Raw genomic sequence first — 18,125 nt, 5'->3', positions numbered from 1 at the left:
GCGATTTTACTCTCTCGGCTACTTCATTTCAAGCGCGGCGATGCCGGGCAGGCTTTTGCCCTCGCAGTATTCGAGGCTGGCGCCGCCGCCGGTGGACACGTGAGACATCGCGTCTTTGAGGCCGAATTTTTTCACGGCCGAAGCAGTGTCGCCGCCGCCGACTACGGTGAACGCGCCCTTGGCGGTGGCCGCCGCCAGCGCCTCCGCCACGGCGCGGCTGCCGGCGGCGAACGGTTTGTTCTCGAACACGCCCATGGGACCGTTCCAGAGCACCGTCCTGGCTTTCGCTATTTCAGCCGCAAACGCTGTGGCTGTTTCCGGGCCGATGTCCAGTCCCATCAGACCGTCGGGGACTGACGACGCGGGAACCACGGAACACTGAACCTCGTCGCCGATCTCCGCGGCGGCGATCACGTCCGTCGGCAGCAAAATCTTCACGCCCTTCGCCGCGGCGCGCGCCAGCACGTCTTTGGCAAAATCCACATGCTCGGCGTCGTACAGCGATGTGCCGATCGTTCCGCCCCGCACGGACAAGAAGGTAAAGGCCATGCCGCCGCCGATCAGGATCGTGTCGGCTGTGTCGAGCATGTGTTCGATCACGCCGATCTTGTCGGAAACTTTGGCGCCGCCCAGCACCAGCACATACGGTTTTTCCGGATCGGATTTGACGCGCTCGAGCGCTTCCACTTCGCGGGCGATCAAAAAGCCGGCGTAGGCGGGCAGCACGTGAGCGACGCCTTCGGTGGTGCAGTCGCCGCGGTGCGAAGCGCTGAAAGCGTCCATGACGAACAGATCGAACGGTTTTGCCAGCAGCTTGCTGAACTCGGGATCGTTCTTCTGCTCCTCGGCGTGAAAGCGAGAGTTCTCCAGCAGCAGCAAATCGCCGGGCTTCTGCGCCGCGACGGCCGCTTCGACCTCCGGGCCGACGCACTCGGGAACGAAACGCACCGGATGCCCCAGCCCCTTTTCCGCGTCTTCGCGGATCTGTCCCAGCGACATCTCCGGCACGACCTGCCCTTTGGGACGCCCGAAGTGCGAAACCATCGTCACCCGCGCGCCGCCGGCCAGCAGCGCGTCGATGGTCTTTTTATGCGCGACGATGCGGGAATTGTCCTTGACTTTGCCGTCTTTGAACGGCACGTTGAAATCGACGCGGACCAGAACTTTTTTGCCCTCCAGGGGCGCTTCGGAGATTCCGCGCAGCCTCAGCATTTTACAGCCCCTTGGAGATCACGTAGTTGACCAGGTCGACGCAGCGGCAGGAATAGCCCCACTCGTTGTCGTACCAGGCGAAGACTTTGACGAGTCCGTTCATCTCGATAGTCTGATCGGGCGCGAAAATGCTGGAGCGGTCGTCGTGAATGAAGTCGGCTGACACGCACTCGTCGGTGACGTAACCCACGTAGGGAGCCAGCGCGCCTTCAGCCGCCTTTTTCACGGCTGCGTTCACTTCGTCGGCCGTCACCGCGCGGCCGGGGACGAAGGTCAGATCGACGATGGAGACGTCGGGCGTGGGCACGCGCAGCGCCATGCCGCTCAGCTTTCCTTTCAGGGCCGGAATGACGAGCGCCACGGCCTTGGCGGCGCCGGTCGTGGTGGGGACCATGGAACAGGCCGCCGCGCGGGCGCGGTAGTTGCTCTTCTTGTGGGACTTGTCGACCAGGTTCTGGTCGCCCGTGTAAGAATGGACGGTCGTCATCAATCCCTTTTCGATGCCGAACGCGTCGTTGAGGATCTTGGCGATCGGCGCCAGGCAGTTGGTGGTGCAGGACGCGTTGGAAACGATGTGGTCCTTGGCGGGATCGTACTTTTCCTCGTTGACGCCCATGACGAACGTCGCCACGCCGTCGCCCTTTCCCGGCGCGGTGATGACGACCTTTTTGGCGCCGCAAGCGATATGCGCGCCTGCTTTTTCGGCGGTGACGTTCTTGCCGGTGGCCTCGATGACCAGGTCGACCCCCAGTTCCTTCCAGGGATAAACGTCGTTCTCGGGCTTGACGCAGAGGATCTTCCGGCCGTCGACGACGATGGAATCACTTTCGGCGCCCACCGTGCCGTTGAAGCGGCCGTGCACGGAATCGTACTTGAAAAGATACGCCATCTGGTCGGCTGACGCGCTGTGTCTCGTAACGGCGACGACTTCGAAAAGTCCTTTTTTGTCGTACTCCGACATCGCACGAAGAACAAGACGGCCAATTCTGCCAAAACCACTGATTGCAACTCGAACTTTGCTCATAGCAGCAGCCTCCTAAGAATTATTAGCCGTTTTCGCCGGGGAAGACGGCCTTCGCAAGCGGCATCATACCGTATGTTTAGATTAAGCGCAAAACAGCCGGCTGTCAAGATTTGCGCCGATAACTTTCACGTCAGGGCTGCTTTGACGAATCAAAACCGGCCTCTTCCGCGATCGCGAGCAATTTTTTCAGGCGGTATTTCACGGTGCTCTTGCTCACCTGCGGGCGAAGCAGATCGCCAAGGTCGGACAGCGTCGCTTCCGGATTCTCGAGCCGTGCCCGGGCCAGGGGGATCAGCTTTTCGGGAATCAGTTTCACGTCAAGCCGACGCAGAAAATCGATCACCGCCACGTGCTGGCGGGAAGTTGCCACGCTGCGGCGAATATTGGCGCTGTCGCAGTTGGCCTGCTTATTGGCCAGGTCGCGGCTGCCGCGCATTATCGAACGCTTCTCAAGGTTTTGCGCCAAAGCCGACATGCTCACAAAATAGCAGAAGCGCATGATCTGCTGAAGGTCGCGGATCGTCAGCTCGCGCACGTTCTCCTTATCCCGCACCGAGAAGGTGATTTCGCTGCCCTTCAGCAGTTCGCTCATATTGCGCGCCAGCGACGCATCGTGAAAACGCATGATGCAGTAATATCCCCTCTTGGGATTGTAAACGCTCCCCGCGCAGCCGAAAACGCCGCGCGCCCAGGCCCAGCGGATGAAATCGCGGCGGCGACGTTTCGCAAGAATCGTCCCATAAAGAGACTGCGGCAAAACGATCGCCACTTTCCGATCCTGCACGCGCAGGATCTCGCTCAGGTTCGCTTCGCCGTTCCAACGCACACACGGCCAAAGACGGCGGAAACGGCGGTAGACCCACAGCCGCGATGACGAGATACGCACCTCGGTTCCGACGATCTGTTTGTTCATGCAGGCAACGATCCCGGACAGCTCGGATTCCGCGGAAACAGCGTCGGTCACGGGAGCCAGAAACCATTCGTCCCACTGCTCGGTGCTGATCTTCATAACTCGTACCCGTCGTTCAGTTTGCGGTTGATCCGCATCAACGCTTCCGCCAGGCGGGCGCTGTGATGGCGCACGACGCCGCTCTCCTGAATCTGAAGCAGCGAGGCGCGGAAAACCTGACAGCCCTTCGAGATCAAAAACTCTTCGTCCTGCCGCCCCAGCGACAAAGGTTCCGCTCCTTGAGCGTGGTACTTTTCCCGAAGCGGTTCGGGAATGACGTCTTCGCTGAGAACCACCGCGTCGGGATAACGCCCCAGCGCTTTGGCGACCCACTGAACGTGGTTGAGCTGCGTCATGCCGCTGGTTTCCCCCGGCTGAGTCATCAGATTGGCAACGTAAACGACGGGGCGCTTCGATGTGCGCAGCGCGGCGGTAAAGTCCTCCACCAGCAGGTTGGGGATGACACTCGTAAAAAGGCTGCCCGGCCCCAGAATGACCATATCGGCATGATGAAGGAGCGAAAACGCCTCGCGCACCGGCTTCACGCCCGAAGGCTCGAGGCGGATACGGCGAATGTCGCGGCCGCGTTCCGCCACCGCCAGCTCGCCGCGCAGCGTCGTTCCGTCGTTCGTCTCGGCGACGAGCGTGACGTTTTCCGTCGTGATCGGCAGCACCCGACCGCGAATCGCCAGCAAACTGTTGACGAGCTCCACGGCGTTTTTGAAATCGCCCGACTGCTCCGTCGCCGCCAACAAAATCAAATTGCCGAGACTGTGCCCTTTCAGATCGCCCTGGCCGAAGCGGAAGTTCATGAAGGCCCGCAGCTGATCGTCGTTTTCGCTCAAAGCGACCAGACAATTACGGATGTCGCCGGGAGGCAGCATGCCCCAGTCACGCACCAGACGCCCGGAACTGCCCCCTTCGTCGGTCACCGTGACCAGGGCGACGATGTTGCGCGTATAGCCCTTCAGCCCCTTCAAAAGAGAAGAAAGCCCCGTCCCGCCGCCGACTGCCACAAAATGGGGTCCTCCTGCGAGACGGAGCTGTACGGCCGCCGCCGCCGCTTCCCGTTCGTTTGTTCTTTTCGATATGAAGCTTCGCACACGGCGGCTGTTGCGGAACAGCAGAGATACGGTCACGCCGCCGGCCAGACAGCCGCCGACAAAAATCAGCGCCACGGCGAACAAAAGCGTCATGATTTCCGCCCTCCCCGCTCGTCCCGTTCGAGGTCACGATGCTTGATACGGCACTCCACGCCGTCGATCCGTCCCAATCGCTCACTCAGCCATTCAGCCGCAAAAACAGAGCGATGACGGCCGCCTGTGCAGCCGATGGCGATCTGCAAATAGTTTTTGCCGCTGAAATGGTACACGGGAATGATGCTCTCAAAAAGCTCCAGACTCTGGTGCAAAAACGAGCTGGCCATCGGATCGCTGTAGATGTACTTTTGTACCGGTTCGTCACGTCCCGAGAGATGTTTCAGCGTCTCCACGTAATAAGGATTGACGAGAAAACGCACGTCCAGCATAAAATCAGCGTCAAGCGCCACGCCGTACTTGAAGCCAAACGAGCTGACCGTCACCTGCAGTCCGGCCGGATTGCGCGCCAGGATCGAGAAGATCTCGGCGCGAAGCTGGGCGCTCGACAGCGCGGAAGTATCGATGATACGGTCGGCGATGCGACGGAACTGCGCCAATTGTTTGCGCTCAAGGCCGATCCCTTCCAGCAGGGAGTTCATGAAGCCCAGCGGATGACGCCGGCGCGTCAAACTGTAGCGGCGCAGCAACACATCCTCCGACGCTTCGAGAAAGAGAATCTGGACGTCGACGCCCTTCCGCTTCAGATCGTCGAGCACGCGCGGCAGACAGTCGGGCAGATCGAGGCTGCGCACGTCGATCACGGCCGCCACGCCGTTTTCCAGCGCCTTGGGATGCTGAGACAGGATCCCGATCAGCTCCGGAAGCATGCCGACGGGAATGTTGTCGACCGTAAAAAAGCCCTGATCTTCCAGAAGATGCAGCACGCTGCTTTTTCCGCTGCCGGACAGCCCCGTGATGATCAGCAGTTTTTTCGGAAGCATGATCTTGCCGCTCACTGATTCTGTCGTACCAGAACCGGATGCCCCGCCGCCTTGATGTCCTTCGCGATCTCGTCGGCCACCGCACGGTCGCGGCCGCCGGCCACGATCACGCGATAATAATTCTTGCCGCGCACCTCCGCCTGGCGCACCACGGCGCTGTGTCCCATCTTCTGAAGCGACGAAACGACGGCATTCGCCGCCGCGCGGTCGGTGTAAGAACCGCACTGGATAATGAACAGGCTCTTGTCGATGCTGCCGCCGCGGACAACGACGCGATTTTCCCCTGGCGCAGCCTCGCCTTTCTTGGGATCGACACGAGCAGCACGTGGTTGCGACGGGCTTTTCGCCGACGCATTGTCACCACCCTCGCCGCTTGTCGTGGCCGGGCGGTCTTCGGTCTGGGAGCGGCCGTCGCTTTTACGCTGTACGGGTTGAGCGATGATCACATTGTCAATTTTCTCTTTTTTCGTCACCACGCCGTCTCTCTTGGCGCTCTGGTGTTGGGCAATCGGGCGCGGCTGTGTGATAACGGTTGGCTTCGGAGGGTTAGGAGCCCAAAGAAGGCGAACTCCGACCACCACAATGCCTAATGCGACAACGCCAAGAATCGGCAGCATAAAGTCGCCAAACGGGACAGCCGGTTTTTGTTTAAAACGGCTTGTTGATCTGGCCGCCATAAAAATCACCTCAGTTTCATAGAATCGTAACATAAACAACAACGGAGACAAGCAGACTTGTCCCCGTCCGAAAATCCTCGTTACTTTTTGCGGCGTCTATAAGTCGTCGGGATATCAAGTCCAGAGCCAAGCCCTTCAAAAATACTGTGAGGCTCTTCCGAAACCACGTCGCTGGGCGTCAGGTTCTGTTTCTCGAACAAGCCGGCGGAATCTGCCCCGGCCTGCGCCTTGGTGTCGTTCTTATCGGCAAGGATGTCCTTGAATCCCGTAGCGATCAAGGTAAAGCGCACGGTATCGCCCATCGAGGGATCAATGCCCTGTCCCCAGATGATGTTCGCGTCCTCGCGGGCGGAAGCGGAGATCAACTTCGCCGCTTCGTTCATCTCGAGAATGCTCAGGTCTTCGCCGGACTCGATACAGTACAGTACGGAGGAAGCACCGTTCATCGGCGACGTCATCAGCGGCCCGTTCATCGCCGCGCGGGCCGCCGCGAGCACGCGGCCATCGCCCTTGGCTTCGCCGACTCCCATGATCGCCGTCCCCGCGTCGCGCATGATCGTGCACACGTCCGCAAAATCCACGTTGACCTGCATGATCTTGCGAATGACGCCCGTCACGCCGGCGACGGCCTGCCGAAGGACTTCATCGCTCATCTTGAAGGCTTCCTGCCACGTCGTCGATTTATCGGAGAGCTCAATGATGCGGTCGTTGTGCACGATGACCAGAGCGTCGACTTTCTCGCGCAGTCTGCTGATGCCCTCGGTCGCCTGCCGAATGCGCTTCGGTCCCTCCCAGCTGAAAGGATACGTTACGATCGCGACGACCAGCGCGCCGACCTTTTCCTTGGCGATGCCGGCGATCACGGGAGCCGCGCCTGTACCAGTGCCACCGCCCATACCGGCGGTGATGAAGACCATGTCGGCCCCTTCGAGAAGGTTCGTGATTTCCTCCTCAGACTCCTGAGCCGCGTCTTGTCCCACGCTGGGATTCGCACCGGCGCCCCGCCCTTTGGTCAGATTGCGCCCCAGGATCAGTTTCGACGAGGCCTCCGAAAGCCGCAGCGCCGCAACGTCGGTGTTGCCGGCAATAAAATCCACGTCGTCGATGCCGCTGCGAATGATCGTATTCAGTGCGTTGCCGCCGGCGCCGCCGACACCTATAACCTTGATAACTTCTCGAGGAACTAAGGTGCTGATATCGTCATCCTCAAGGGGTGCATCGTTGGTGATCGAGAAGATCTCGCTGTCGTCCATGGAACCGGTCCTCCTTAGAATAATTCTCTGAAAAGTTCTTTCGCATTGCGGGCAAAGGATTTAAGGGGCGACTGAGAAGGTCTTCTCGCACCTTTCATTCTCTTAGAAGATTTGCCGGGGGCAATGTTTTTGAAAATCGACATAGGCGCTTCCACGTATGCAAAGGGATTCTTTCTTCTTTCCATCAGATATACGACGATCCCCGATACGGCACTGTAACGGCAGTCATTGCGTCCTCGCTGCATCTCCTCCCGAAGCACGGGCACGCCGACTCGCACGGATGTTCCCAAATAAGAATCGGCAAACGGAACGATACCTTTGGTCATCACGACGCCGCCCGTCAGAATCACGTCAGTGGGAAGACCCGCCTTTTGGATAGCCTTGAGGCTGGGAACAACGCTGTCAGCAAAAAGCTCGTCCAGACGGCTCGCAATGATCTCCCCCACTTCCTCCTTGCCGAGTTCACGCTTCCGGCCGCGGTGTTCCACCGTCAGCGATCCATCCGTTTCCGCCTTCGGATCCACGTCGATATCTTTTTTCAGCTCTTCCGCAATCGCAAAGGGAATTTTCATGACGCAGGAAATGTCGTTGGTAATATGATCGCCGCCAACGGGAATTTCCGCGGCGTGAACCATATGTCCTTCGGAAAAGATCGACACGCTCGTCGTTCCGCCGCCAATCGCCACAAGGGAGGCGCCCATCGCCCGCTCGTCGGCGCTCAGCGTTCCCAAAGCTTCGGCGACAGGTTTCAGAACAAGGCCAACGACAGAGACTCCCGCTTTTTCTACACAGTTTACCACATTTTGCGCTACAGTAGTAGGGATTACGAGCGCCGTCAGTTCGACCTCCAGACGGATGCCCGTCATCTCCAAAGGGTTGTCGATCCCGCTGTTTCCGTCGAGAGCATATTTAATGGGAATTGAATGGAGGCAGCAACTGCTCGGCGGCAGCTGAAGCTCGCTCAGCGCCGTCTCGATGACCCGTTCGATGTCTTCGGCCATGATCTGGCGCGGTGAACGCCCCAGGGAAATTTTCCCCTTCAGCACGTGGCATTTTACGTCGATACCGCTGAAAGCGACCACAGCGCGGCTGATCTTTATACCGCTGAGCATAGACTCGGCATCGGCGATAGCGTCGGAGACCGAACTGACCGCCTGATCGAGATTGACGATCATGCCTTTGCGCAGACCTCGAGAAGGCGCCTGTCCTATGCCTATGATCTGAGCTTTATCGGGATTTTCCGGCGCTCGTTCGGCAACTGCCACGGCTATTTTCTTCGTACCGAGATCAAGTCCCACCAGGATGTCAGAATCTCTGCCCATGAATTCTCTCTCCTTTACCCTTAAACGTCATTCAGGGATGACACTATCTTTCTTAATAATTATTTTATCTTCGTACGTCGCATCTATCGACGTTTTTTGTCCTGGTTTCGCGCCAGTCAATTCTCTCACGACGATGAGACTTTTTTCAAGACGAGACACTTTTCCAATAAAAGACGACCGGCTTTTTGTCCTTATGTTTTCAAAAACACAGGCGATCACATCCTCTCCGCCGCGGCGGAGCAGTTCAACGTCGGAAACTTTCAGGTCCTTCTGGGAAAGCAGGGTCTGCTGCAGTGAATCAAGCCATTGATACGGAACCGTCAAATGAGTAACTCCGTTGAGTCCTAGATCCTCGAGCAAGGGGAACGTATTTCCTACCCGAAGTTCAGGGAGCTGCGGAATTTCCGCGGTCAGCACCTTGTCCCATAAATCGCGGCGCCATGCCGCACCGTCCTGCGCGATAAGATACTCGGCATGCTGCCAGACGATTTTCATGACCGGGACAAAAGGGACCGCGGTCAGTTTCAGGGCGCCGCGAAAAGGGCTCCATTGCGTTTCTATCGCAAAGGGGTACTGCCGTTCATAGCTTTTGAGCTCGCTTTTCGCCAGAAGCCATGCCGGATGAAAATTCAGGAATGACTCGCTCCAATCGCGCAGATTCATCTCGAATTCGGCCGAAAAATTCTCAACCTGCAACGACTTCAGGCGAAAGGGTTGAAAACGATCGTTCAGGCACAGAAAAGATCCCGTTAAAAAAGAGTATATGCACCACCGCAATCTTTTCCGCATTGCCCGCCCCCACAAAAATTAAGATGTCAAAGAGCTGACGCAAAACTCCTGTTCAACTCTTGAATGACCAGATCTCCAATCACACAGACATCGCCCGCCCCTTCAGTCAGAATCAAGTCGCCGGGACGAACCAGCGACATGACTCTTCCCGCTGCTTCAACTTTATTCTGAGCGAGAACGCAGTTGCCGCCACGTTTGGCCACTGTGGCGCCGATCAGTTCGGACGACACGCCGGGAATCGGTTGCTCGTCCGCCGCATAGATCGGCAGCAGCACGACCTGAGGCACGCTGGCCAGCACTTCCGCGAAACGATCGAAAAGAGCCTGGGTCCGCGTGTAGCGATGAGGCTGAAATATCAACAGGATTCGACGGTCAGGGTACATAAGCCGGACCGCGTTCAGCGTCGCCTCGATCTCGCGGGGATGGTGTCCATAATCGTCGTATACCAAGATATTGTCCGGACACATGGCGCGCAGCTGGAGACGCCGCTTCGCCCCATGAAACATTCTCATGGCCTTTTGAACGATGTCGAAGGAAACTCCCAGTTCATGAGCGACGCCACATGCCGCCAGAGAATCGAGAACATTATGTTCGCCGGAAATCACCAGCTCAATGGTTCCCATCTTCCGGCCTTTCGCATAGAAACTGTAATTCAAACCGCCGCCGCAGTGATACTGGATGTCCGCGGCGTAAAAATCGAACGAAGGGTCGCGCCCAAAAAGATGCACGCGATTCTTCAAATCGTCCGGAAGCGCTTCGATCACCTTTTTAACTCCGGCATCCTCTCCACATAGGAAGAGTTTACCGCCTTCCTTGGTGTTGCAAAGAAAACGACCAAAGGCATCGATGACGGCCTGAAGATCGGGATAATGATTCACGTGATCCCAATCGACGTTGGTCACGACGGAGTAAAGAGGGTGAAAATACTCAAAAGACTCGTCGCTTTCGTCAAGCTCGGCGACCATATACTCACCCATGCCGAGCTTGGCGTTGCATCCGATGTCGCACAGTTCTCCTCCGACCGCAATGGTGGGCTGCATGTCGGCTTGCTCAAGAATATAGCTGATTAGCGAAGTCGTCGTCGTTTTGCCGTGTGTTCCGGCCACGCCGATGCCGTTCTTGGAGTCGAAGAGCAGACTCAGCAGCTCGGCCCGCTGCATCACAGGAATCTCTTTCCTGCGCGCCTCGGCCAGCTCGGGATTGGACGCGGGGATAGCGCTGCTGTACGCCAGCAAATCGACTCCGCACTCATCCAAATGGCGCACGTCGTGTCCGTAAAGGATTTTTACGCCGGCTTTCTCCAGCTTTTCGACGTAAGCCGTGCGCCCCATATCGCAACCGCTGACATTGAAGCCCAACTCGTGGAAAAGCAGTGCCAGCCCGCTCATCCCCGCTCCGCCAACACCCATAAGGTGGATGTTCTTGATACTGCCCAGATCTATTTTTTTTCGACTCACGTGGGATTCCCCTTTCAAACTGTGAGGCTGCGCAAGGCTTCATAAAGTTTTACCGCGCCTGCGCTCGAATCCTCACAGCTCATGCGCCGCTCTGCAACAGACTGCAAGGCCGCACGAAACTGTTCTTGAGAAGAGCCCTCCAAGAAGACGGGGGCTCCCGTCAATTTGGAGAAATATTGGGCGTTGCTCAACTGATGCTGTCGAGCGGCTTTTAACCACGGCACGACGAGCGCCGGGATTCCCAGAGCCCGAAGTTCGGCCAGTGTCGAAGCTCCAGCTCGGCAGATAATCATGTCCGCTGCAGAAAACACCGTCGCCATGTCCCAGCAGGCTTCATGAGTCAACGCTTCGGGGAAAGGACGGTCTTCGTCCTTGATTCCCATACACAAGACTTTATAACTCGTTGATTTTATCATATTTTGTGCATCTTGCAGCACTTTTCTCATGCCGCCGCTCCCCAGAGAGCCGCCCAAAATAATAATCAATTTTTCGTCATCGCCCAGAAGCGTCCCCAGCAGCCGTTTCTGGGCGTCCTTTTTATCGATCAGGTGGATCTCGCGCAACGGCATCCCCGTCACAATTTTTTTTGCCGTGCCCAGTCCCTTGCACTCTTCCCAGGCACAAGCGACAGGAATACCGCATCTGGCCGCAAAACGGGTGACCTTCCCCGCTACGGTATTCTGTTCATGCATGAGCACGGGAACATGGAGGCAACGCGCCGCCAGCAAGACGGGCATCGAAAGATAACCGCCAAACAGCACACAACGGTCGATCCGTTCTTTCTTTAAAATCGCGCGCGCCTCGAAAAAAGAACTGAAAAGGTGTTTCCAGCGCTTCAGCGAACGCAGGCCGGACACTCCCAAAGGAGAACCTTCCAGAGACAATCTTCGAGGAACTACGCCATGAGCCTTATAAATTTCATCTTCCAGCGGGCGGCTGCCCGAGAGCCAAATGACAGATTCGCCCCGCTTCTGCAGCCACAAGCCGAAAGCAACGGACGGGATGATATGACCGCCGGTCCCCCCGGCAGCCAGCAGGATTCTGTACGTCACGTCACCGTCCTCCTCTACGCGCCTTCTATCGGTTCTTTGATCAGTCTGATCAGCAGACCGATCCTTGCCCACATGAATACCAGCGAGGTGCCTCCGTAGCTGATAAACGGCAGAGGCATGCCTGTCAGAGGGATCAGTTTCATGACGCCGCCCAGATTGATGAAAAATGGCAGCAGTACCGCGACGCAGCATCCCCAGATGAGAATACGCCGTTCCGGCGTCGCTTTTCTGTATGCGGCATAGACGCGCAGCGTCCAAAACACAAACAGAAGAAAAACGCTCATCGTGCCGACAAGCCCCAACTGTTCTCCAAGAGCAGGGAAAATAAAGTCGTTATGTACTTCCGGCAAGAACTGCTGGCCCCGCCCAAGACCGATGCCCCATATTCGCCCGTTGGCAAAAGCGATCAGTCCCTGAATGACCTGATAGCCGGAACCCAGCGGATCGGTCCAAGGGTCGAGCCATGTTTCGATCCGTTCGGCGCGATATCCATAATTCGCCATGTACCATAGCACCGGAGATACGGCAATTCCCGTAATCAGCGGCAACAAGATGCCGTACCGTTCGATGAAAAGAGCGCCGACGATGCCCACGAGCAGCAGCAAGCCGCCAAAGTCAGGTTGTTTCATGATGATCAGGGCAAAAGGAGCAAACAGGATGCCGCTAAGGATCAGCGCTTTCCACATGCTGTTCACCCGCATATAGACTTTGCCAAGATGAATCATCATCACAAAGCTCACGACTTCCAACGGCTGAAAGTTGACTGGACCAAGGCGAATCCATCGGGAAGCCCCTTTGACGACGACTTTCAACGGAGAAAAAACCGTCATCGCCAGCAGCCCAAAGGCCACGGCCAGCAAAAAAACGCTGTGTTTCGACCAGAAACTCAGCGGCACCTGCGTCACCACGATAAACCCCGTCAAAGCTACCATGAGCCACAGCGCCTGCTTCAATCCCGGCGAAGAAAGATCCCAGCCCGTCATCGACGAGACCACAACAACGCCCAACGTGGAAAGGATCAAGGGCACAATCCACAGTCCAAAAACGCTCCCGCTGCCGGCGTCGCGATTATAAAACCGCGCCCCTCTTATCTGGTTAGAATAGCGTTCTGACGAGTTGGGCAAAATGATCTCCCCGTTCTTCATAACTATGATACATGTCCCAGCTTGTGCAGGCGGGAGAAAGAAGGACTTTATCGCCGGGGCCGGCAAGTTTCGAGGCTTTCTTCACAGCTTCGCTCATATCGTTCGCCCGCACGGCATGTCTGTAACCGGCAGCCAGCAGCGCCGCAAAAATTTTTTCGGCTTCGGAACCGATCACAATCGCGGCAAACGTCTCTTCGCACACGACTCGGGCAAGTTCATCATAGCGTTCGCCCTTGCCCTGGCCGCCAAGGATGATGAGTTTGCGGCCGCTGATGCTGTGCAAAGCTGCGATCACAGCGGCCACGTTGGTTCCTTTGGAATCGTCGATGTAAAGGACGCCATTCCGTTCGCCCACCGGTTCACAGCGATGGTGGAGGACTTCAAAACTGGCAAGCCCCGCGGAGGGATCGATGTCGCGAAACGCAAGCGCCACGGCGGCACAAGACATGGCGGCATTTTCCAAATTATGGGCGCCGAGCAGTTTCAACGAGCTTTTATGGAACAACAGGCGGCGTCTTTCGCGATCGACCAGAAGCACATCGCTGCCGTCCATGTCGATCCTCAAATTGCCGCGTCCCAGCGCGCAAACGGTACGTCCCGCCGGGACGCGGAACGCGTCGATGTCATGCGTCACCGCGTAGCACTCCCCCTCACGGGGCAGAAAGATCCTGCACTTGTCGCTTTTGTAGTTCTCATAACTGCCATGCCAGTCAAGATGATCGGGGGCCAGATTCGTCAGGACGGCAACGTCCGGTCTGAGCTGCGTGTTCCAGTGCAGCTGAAAACTGCTCAGCTCCATCACGATGGCGTCGTAACTCCGATCCGCATGGGCCGCCAAGGGATCGCCGATGTTCCCCACAGAGACGGCATTCAGACCGCAACTTTGCAACAGATGGGCAATCAGCGCCGTACAGGTTGTCTTGCCATTGGTGCCCGTCACGGCGATTATTTTTCCTTTGAGATGTGACGCAAGGAGATCAAGTTCTCCCTGCACGGGAACGTTTGCAACGCGGGCCAGTCGTACCGCCTCGGACTTTTCCGGGACGCCCGAGCTTACCACCATCAGGTCGCACTGGCAACATCTGGGGGTATGGCCGCCGACTTCCCATTGAATTCTCGCCTTGCTGAAGAGCTCCTGCGTCTGACGAGGAAGTTCCGCCCGGCAGTCAGTCACGAAAACGCTGGCGCCGCATTGGGCCGCCCAAAGCGCCAACGCCTGTCCGCTGACGCCGGCGCCGACAACAGTAATCTTATGAACCATCCAAACCCCTTCCTTCACCGTGCGCCGCAGGCAGACTCAGACGACGGCAATCCCGTCCGGTCAGACAAGCAGGAAATGCAGCAGACAATACGCAAAGGCTGCGCAGAACAGGGGACAGAGCGCGTGAATCATCCAAAAGCGGACGACAATACGATCTTCGGGCCAGCCGAGAAGCTGAAAATGATGATGGATCGGGCTCATCCTGAACACCCGCTTGCCCCACCCGTGAATGGCAATCAGCTGAATCACGACCGAGAGCATTTCCAAACCGAATCCCATGCCGACGGGAACAAGAACCAGTACGCCGGTCCCCATAAAAGCGCAGGACGCCATCAGTCCGGCCAGGAAATGTGCCCCTACGTCGCCCATAAAGACTTGGGCAGGGTGACAGTTGTGCCACAGGAAGCCCAGCGAGATGGCGGCGCCGGCGGCGGTTCCGTAATAACCGGAATCAGGCGACAGAAGATAGAGCGCCGCGAAAGTGATCGCGCTTGCCCCGGCAGCGAGGCCGTCAAGACCGTCAGTCACGTTCACCGAATTCTGTATTCCGACGGCAAAAAACAACGCGACGGGCCAAATCCAGTGGCCAATCGAGCAGCCGCCCCAGAGGGAGGGAATCGTGCCGTCCAGTCCCAGCAAAAGGAACCACAGAAGCGTAGTTGCCGCCTGCAGGATAAATTTCTGCATGCTGCGCAGTCCCTCGCTGGATTTGTTCTTGAATTTCAGCATGTCGTCGGCCAGGCCAACCATCGCCGCAAGGATCGGATAGGACCAGAAAACCACACCGGAACGATGGCCCTGGATCATTTGACTGATCAGAAGCCCCGAGCCGATCAGCAGAAAGACCACGCCGCCCATGGACGGCACGTTCGCCTTGACCTCTTCGTCAATGTGCGTTCCATAGGCTTTTTGCACCTGAGACACATGACGCTGTCGCATCCAAACGATCCACGAACGTTGAGCGGCGATTTCGCAGAAAAAAATCACGCAAAAGATCAGCAGAGGCTGCATCATCGTCATCGTCATAATTCAAGCGCCTTGACCACGCGTTCGAGATGATTGCCGCGCGAGCCCTTGACGAGAATCACGTCGCCTTCGCCCGGCCGCGTCCTATCCACCGCCTCGATCAGCGCATCGATGGAGTCGTAGTAATAATCCGCCGCCCCCTCGACGTTTTTCCATTCTTCGCCGAAGAGATACAGCAGGTCGCTGACTTGAAGCGCCCGCTCAAAGATCCTGCCGTGTTCCGAAACTGACGCCGTTCCCAGCTCCAGCATTTCGCCGAGGATCAAAAAACGGCGCCCCGGGATGTCGGCGGAGTCCATGGCGGCCAGAGACGCTTTCACAGCGGCTGGACTGGCATTGTAACATTCGTCGAGAATCGCCGCGCCGCTTTCGGACAGACGCACTTCGCCGCGTCCGGCGCTGTTGCGGCACTTGGGCAACGACGCCGCGATCTCGCGGCTGGAAAGTCCCAGACGCCCCGCGATGGCGATGGCGCAGCAGAGCGGATAGAGCTGATGCACGCCGGCCAACGGCAGAGAAAGGTTGAACGACAAACCGTCCAGCCCCGTCAGGATCGCGCGCACCGTAAAATGATCTTTTTCCCAGCTCAATCGCTCGCGGGCAAAGAGCACTTCGCCGCAACGGCCGAAACGGATTACTTCCGGCAGTCCCAACTCTTCGGCGCGCGTACAGAGCATTTCGTTGTCGCCGTTGATCACGGCGCAGCGCAGATTTTTCGACGCCAAAATTTCCGATTTGGCCTGAAGCACGCCTTCAAGGGAAGCGAAACTTTCCAGATGGGCCGGCGCCACCTCGGTGATCGCAGCGATCGTCGGCGGCAGATAACTCACCATCGCGGCGATTTCCCCGCGATGATTGGCGCCCATTTCCAACAGCATGACTTCCGTGTCTGTCGGTGCGGCCAGCACCGTCACGGCACAGCCGATGAGCGTATTATAGTTGCCTCCGGCAACGTGAAGTTTAAAATAATCTTCCAAAAGAGCTTTCGTATCGTTTTTCGCGGAAGTTTTTCCGACGCTGCCCGTGATGGCAATCGTTTCGCGCAGATGCTCCAGCGATCTCAGATAGGCCGAGGCCAAAGAGGCAAGGCCGAATTCGCAGCGTTCCGGCGTCAGGACAAAAGCGCATTGGGGATACAGCGAGCTCCATTCCTCTTGATATGCCGCCGCCTCGCAGACGATCAGCGAGGCCCCCTTCGCAAGCACGTCGGGAATGAAGCGGTGCCCGTCGACCTTGGTGCCGTGAAGCGCCACAAAGCCTTCGCCTTTCTGCGTTTCGCGGCTGTCCACCCGAATGACCAGAGGCAGCTCGGGGTCGGTTCCCTTCACCGTCACGCCGGCCTGCGACGCCAATCGACTCAGTCTCACCGGATCTTCACTCCCCTCTCGCAGCTCCAGCCCTCGACGACCGACCGGTCGCTGTAAGGATATTTGACACCGTTGATTTCCAGATACGCTTCCGGCCCCTTGCCGGAGAGCACCAGCAGATCGCCGCGGCGGCACCAGTCCAGCGCCTTGCGGATCGCGGCGTCTCGAGGAAGTTCAATGGACCAGCAATCGTCGGCGCGAACTTCTTTGATGCCCGCCATAATCTGTTCGGCGATTTTTACGGGATCTTCCGTGCGCGGGTTGTCCATGGTGACGAAGATCCGATCGGCTTTCTGCGCCGCTGCCCGCCCCAGCAACGGACGATGCCCGGCGAAACGGTCGCCGCCGTGCCCGAAGAGACTGACGAGTCGTCCTTCGGTCAACGGGCGCAGCGTTTCCAACAGCGCTTTCAGCGCATCCGCCGTGTGCGCGTAATCGATGACGACGCGCACGCCGTTGTCGAGATTCAGGCGTTCCATGCGTCCGGGCACCTGAGGCATGAGAGCCAGACCTGCGACGACTTTTTTTTCGTCGCAGCCTTCGGCTAAACAGACGGCCGCCGCGCCAAGCGCGTTTTCCACGTTATAGCGCCCCGAAAGCGGGATATGAACGCGCCCCATCTTTCGCCCGTCGAGGGTCAGGTCGAATTCGCTCCCGTCGATATCGAGCTTTACATTCGTCCCCTGCAGGCGGGCCGGAGCTTCGAGAGCCCAGGTCATGGCCTCCGGAAACTCGGCCGCAAGACGGCGGCCGTATTCGCTGGCGGCGTTCGGCGCCACGGCCGCGCCCGGCTTCAGATATTTGCGGAACAGCGTCGCCTTGGCTTCGTAGTAATTCGCCATCGTCCCGTGAAAGTCGAGATGTTCGGGCGTCAGATTGGTGAAAACGGCACCGTCGTAAACGCATCCGCTCAGACGTCCCTGCACGATGCCGTGCGAGGAGCATTCCATGGAACAGGCCTGGCAGCCGTTCTCGACCATGCTTTTCAAGAACTGCTGAATTTCGCTGCCCTCGGGCGTCGTGCGGTCGGCGAGCACAGACGCGGAACCGTCGTCGTAAACGATCGTTCCCAGCAGGCCGCATTTGACGCCGCAGTTTTGCAGAATGCTGCGCACCATGTAGCTGGTGGTGCTTTTGCCCTGCGTTCCCGTAACGGCGAACATTTTCATCTTTTCAGACGGCTCTTCGTTCAAAGCCGCGGCGATATATCCCATCGCCGCCCGGACGTCGGTTACCTGGATCCAAGGGATCGGCAGTCCCGACACAGGGCGCTGAATCAAAAGATACGACACACCGGCTTTCAGCACCTGCTCGATGAAACGATGCCCGTCCGCATGAAGCCCTACGACGCAAGCAAAAATATCTCCCGGGCCGACGGTCCGGGAGTCGCTTTTCAGGGTGCAGTCCGCCGGTATTTTGTTCCAGTCACCGCCGATATCTGTCAGAAGCCCAGCATTTTTCAGATCTTCAAGTCCTCTTTTTAATCGCCGATCCATGGTCACGCACTCCTC

The 18,125-nt window shown here is 57.8% G+C and carries 16 protein-coding genes; all 16 read right to left on the bottom strand.

Annotation, left to right across the window (positions count from 1 at the left end):
* Positions 1-18: 18 nt before the first annotated feature.
* Entirely contained in the window at positions 19-1,212 is a 1,194-nt protein-coding gene (locus FYJ74_RS04105; protein ID WP_154528320.1) for a phosphoglycerate kinase, read from the bottom strand.
* A gap of 1 nt (position 1,213) precedes the next feature.
* Positions 1,214-2,236 carry a type I glyceraldehyde-3-phosphate dehydrogenase gene (gene gap / locus FYJ74_RS04100; protein WP_154528319.1) on the bottom strand — a complete coding sequence of 341 codons (1,023 nt, stop codon included), beginning with the start codon at positions 2,234-2,236 and terminating at the stop codon, positions 1,214-1,216.
* 130 nt (positions 2,237-2,366) lie between these two features.
* A complete protein-coding gene (whiA, locus tag FYJ74_RS04095; RefSeq protein ID WP_154528318.1) occupies positions 2,367-3,245 on the bottom strand; it encodes a DNA-binding protein WhiA in 879 nt (292 codons plus the stop codon).
* The gene (locus FYJ74_RS04090) at positions 3,242-4,381 is read right to left on the bottom strand and encodes a gluconeogenesis factor YvcK family protein (RefSeq protein WP_154528317.1); all 1,140 of its coding nucleotides are present in this window, start codon (positions 4,379-4,381) and stop codon (positions 3,242-3,244) included. The genes whiA and FYJ74_RS04090 overlap by 4 nt, the downstream gene beginning before the upstream one ends.
* On the bottom strand, positions 4,378-5,265 hold the full coding sequence (gene rapZ / locus FYJ74_RS04085; RefSeq protein WP_154528316.1) for an RNase adapter RapZ: 888 nt from the start codon (positions 5,263-5,265) through the stop codon (positions 4,378-4,380). The genes FYJ74_RS04090 and rapZ overlap by 4 nt, the downstream gene beginning before the upstream one ends.
* An 11-nt stretch (positions 5,266-5,276) precedes the next feature.
* Complete coding sequence (locus FYJ74_RS04080) at positions 5,277-5,993, bottom strand: SPOR domain-containing protein (RefSeq protein ID WP_154528315.1); 717 nt, start codon at positions 5,991-5,993, stop codon at positions 5,277-5,279.
* 29 nt (positions 5,994-6,022) lie between these two features.
* Positions 6,023-7,195, bottom strand: a complete 1,173-nt coding sequence (ftsZ, locus tag FYJ74_RS04075) for a cell division protein FtsZ (protein ID WP_154528314.1) — start codon at positions 7,193-7,195, stop codon at positions 6,023-6,025.
* A 14-nt stretch (positions 7,196-7,209) separates the two neighbouring features.
* Entirely contained in the window at positions 7,210-8,517 is a 1,308-nt protein-coding gene (ftsA, locus tag FYJ74_RS04070) for a cell division protein FtsA (RefSeq protein ID WP_154528313.1), read from the bottom strand.
* A gap of 27 nt (positions 8,518-8,544) precedes the next feature.
* A complete protein-coding gene (locus FYJ74_RS04065; protein WP_154528312.1) occupies positions 8,545-9,306 on the bottom strand; it encodes a hypothetical protein in 762 nt (253 codons plus the stop codon).
* Positions 9,307-9,332: 26 nt separating this feature from the next.
* Positions 9,333-10,763: a UDP-N-acetylmuramate--L-alanine ligase gene (gene murC, locus FYJ74_RS04060; RefSeq protein WP_326830864.1), complete on the bottom strand. Its 1,431-nt coding sequence runs from the start codon at positions 10,761-10,763 to the stop codon at positions 9,333-9,335.
* A gap of 14 nt (positions 10,764-10,777) precedes the next feature.
* Positions 10,778-11,815, bottom strand: coding sequence for a UDP-N-acetylglucosamine--N-acetylmuramyl-(pentapeptide) pyrophosphoryl-undecaprenol N-acetylglucosamine transferase (locus FYJ74_RS04055; RefSeq protein WP_154528311.1), 1,038 nt, complete (start codon positions 11,813-11,815; stop codon positions 10,778-10,780).
* A gap of 14 nt (positions 11,816-11,829) precedes the next feature.
* Positions 11,830-12,843 (bottom strand): FtsW/RodA/SpoVE family cell cycle protein, encoded by a 1,014-nt coding sequence (locus FYJ74_RS04050; protein WP_320633441.1) that lies wholly within the window; start codon positions 12,841-12,843, stop codon positions 11,830-11,832.
* Between the two features lie 67 nt (positions 12,844-12,910).
* Entirely contained in the window at positions 12,911-14,221 is a 1,311-nt protein-coding gene (gene murD, locus FYJ74_RS04045; protein ID WP_154528309.1) for a UDP-N-acetylmuramoyl-L-alanine--D-glutamate ligase, read from the bottom strand.
* A 60-nt stretch (positions 14,222-14,281) separates the two neighbouring features.
* Positions 14,282-15,247, bottom strand: coding sequence for a phospho-N-acetylmuramoyl-pentapeptide-transferase (locus tag FYJ74_RS04040; RefSeq protein ID WP_229769331.1), 966 nt, complete (start codon positions 15,245-15,247; stop codon positions 14,282-14,284).
* Positions 15,244-16,614, bottom strand: a complete 1,371-nt coding sequence (locus FYJ74_RS04035) for a UDP-N-acetylmuramoyl-tripeptide--D-alanyl-D-alanine ligase (RefSeq protein WP_195838789.1) — start codon at positions 16,612-16,614, stop codon at positions 15,244-15,246. The genes FYJ74_RS04040 and FYJ74_RS04035 overlap by 4 nt, the downstream gene beginning before the upstream one ends.
* The gene (locus FYJ74_RS04030; RefSeq protein WP_154528307.1) at positions 16,611-18,110 is read right to left on the bottom strand and encodes a UDP-N-acetylmuramoyl-L-alanyl-D-glutamate--2,6-diaminopimelate ligase; all 1,500 of its coding nucleotides are present in this window, start codon (positions 18,108-18,110) and stop codon (positions 16,611-16,613) included. Before FYJ74_RS04030 ends, FYJ74_RS04035 begins: the two co-directional genes overlap by 4 nt.
* Positions 18,111-18,125: the final 15 nt, after the last annotated feature.

It is taken from the genome of Pyramidobacter porci, from assembly GCF_009695745.1.
GTDB lineage: Bacteria > Synergistota > Synergistia > Synergistales > Dethiosulfovibrionaceae > Pyramidobacter > Pyramidobacter porci.
This window is presented reverse-complemented; position numbering and strand designations above follow the sequence as displayed.

Bases quoted from the DNA above. Each gene is read 5' to 3' on its own strand.
- FYJ74_RS04105 (WP_154528320.1), bottom strand. From the start codon at position 1,212: ATGCTGAGGCTGCGCGGAATCTCCGAAGCGCCCCTGGAGGGCAAAAAA.
- gap (WP_154528319.1), bottom strand. From the start codon at position 2,236: ATGAGCAAAGTTCGAGTTGCAATCAGTGGTTTTGGCAGAATTGGCCGT.
- whiA (WP_154528318.1), bottom strand. From the start codon at position 3,245: ATGAAGATCAGCACCGAGCAGTGGGACGAATGGTTTCTGGCTCCCGTG.
- FYJ74_RS04090 (WP_154528317.1), bottom strand. From the start codon at position 4,381: ATGACGCTTTTGTTCGCCGTGGCGCTGATTTTTGTCGGCGGCTGTCTG.
- rapZ (WP_154528316.1), bottom strand. From the start codon at position 5,265: ATGCTTCCGAAAAAACTGCTGATCATCACGGGGCTGTCCGGCAGCGGA.
- ftsZ (WP_154528314.1), bottom strand. From the start codon at position 7,195: ATGGACGACAGCGAGATCTTCTCGATCACCAACGATGCACCCCTTGAG.
- ftsA (WP_154528313.1), bottom strand. From the start codon at position 8,517: ATGGGCAGAGATTCTGACATCCTGGTGGGACTTGATCTCGGTACGAAG.
- FYJ74_RS04065 (WP_154528312.1), bottom strand. From the start codon at position 9,306: ATGCGGAAAAGATTGCGGTGGTGCATATACTCTTTTTTAACGGGATCT.
- murD (WP_154528309.1), bottom strand. From the start codon at position 14,221: ATGGTTCATAAGATTACTGTTGTCGGCGCCGGCGTCAGCGGACAGGCG.
- FYJ74_RS04040 (WP_229769331.1), bottom strand. From the start codon at position 15,247: ATGACGATGACGATGATGCAGCCTCTGCTGATCTTTTGCGTGATTTTT.
- FYJ74_RS04030 (WP_154528307.1), bottom strand. From the start codon at position 18,110: ATGGATCGGCGATTAAAAAGAGGACTTGAAGATCTGAAAAATGCTGGG.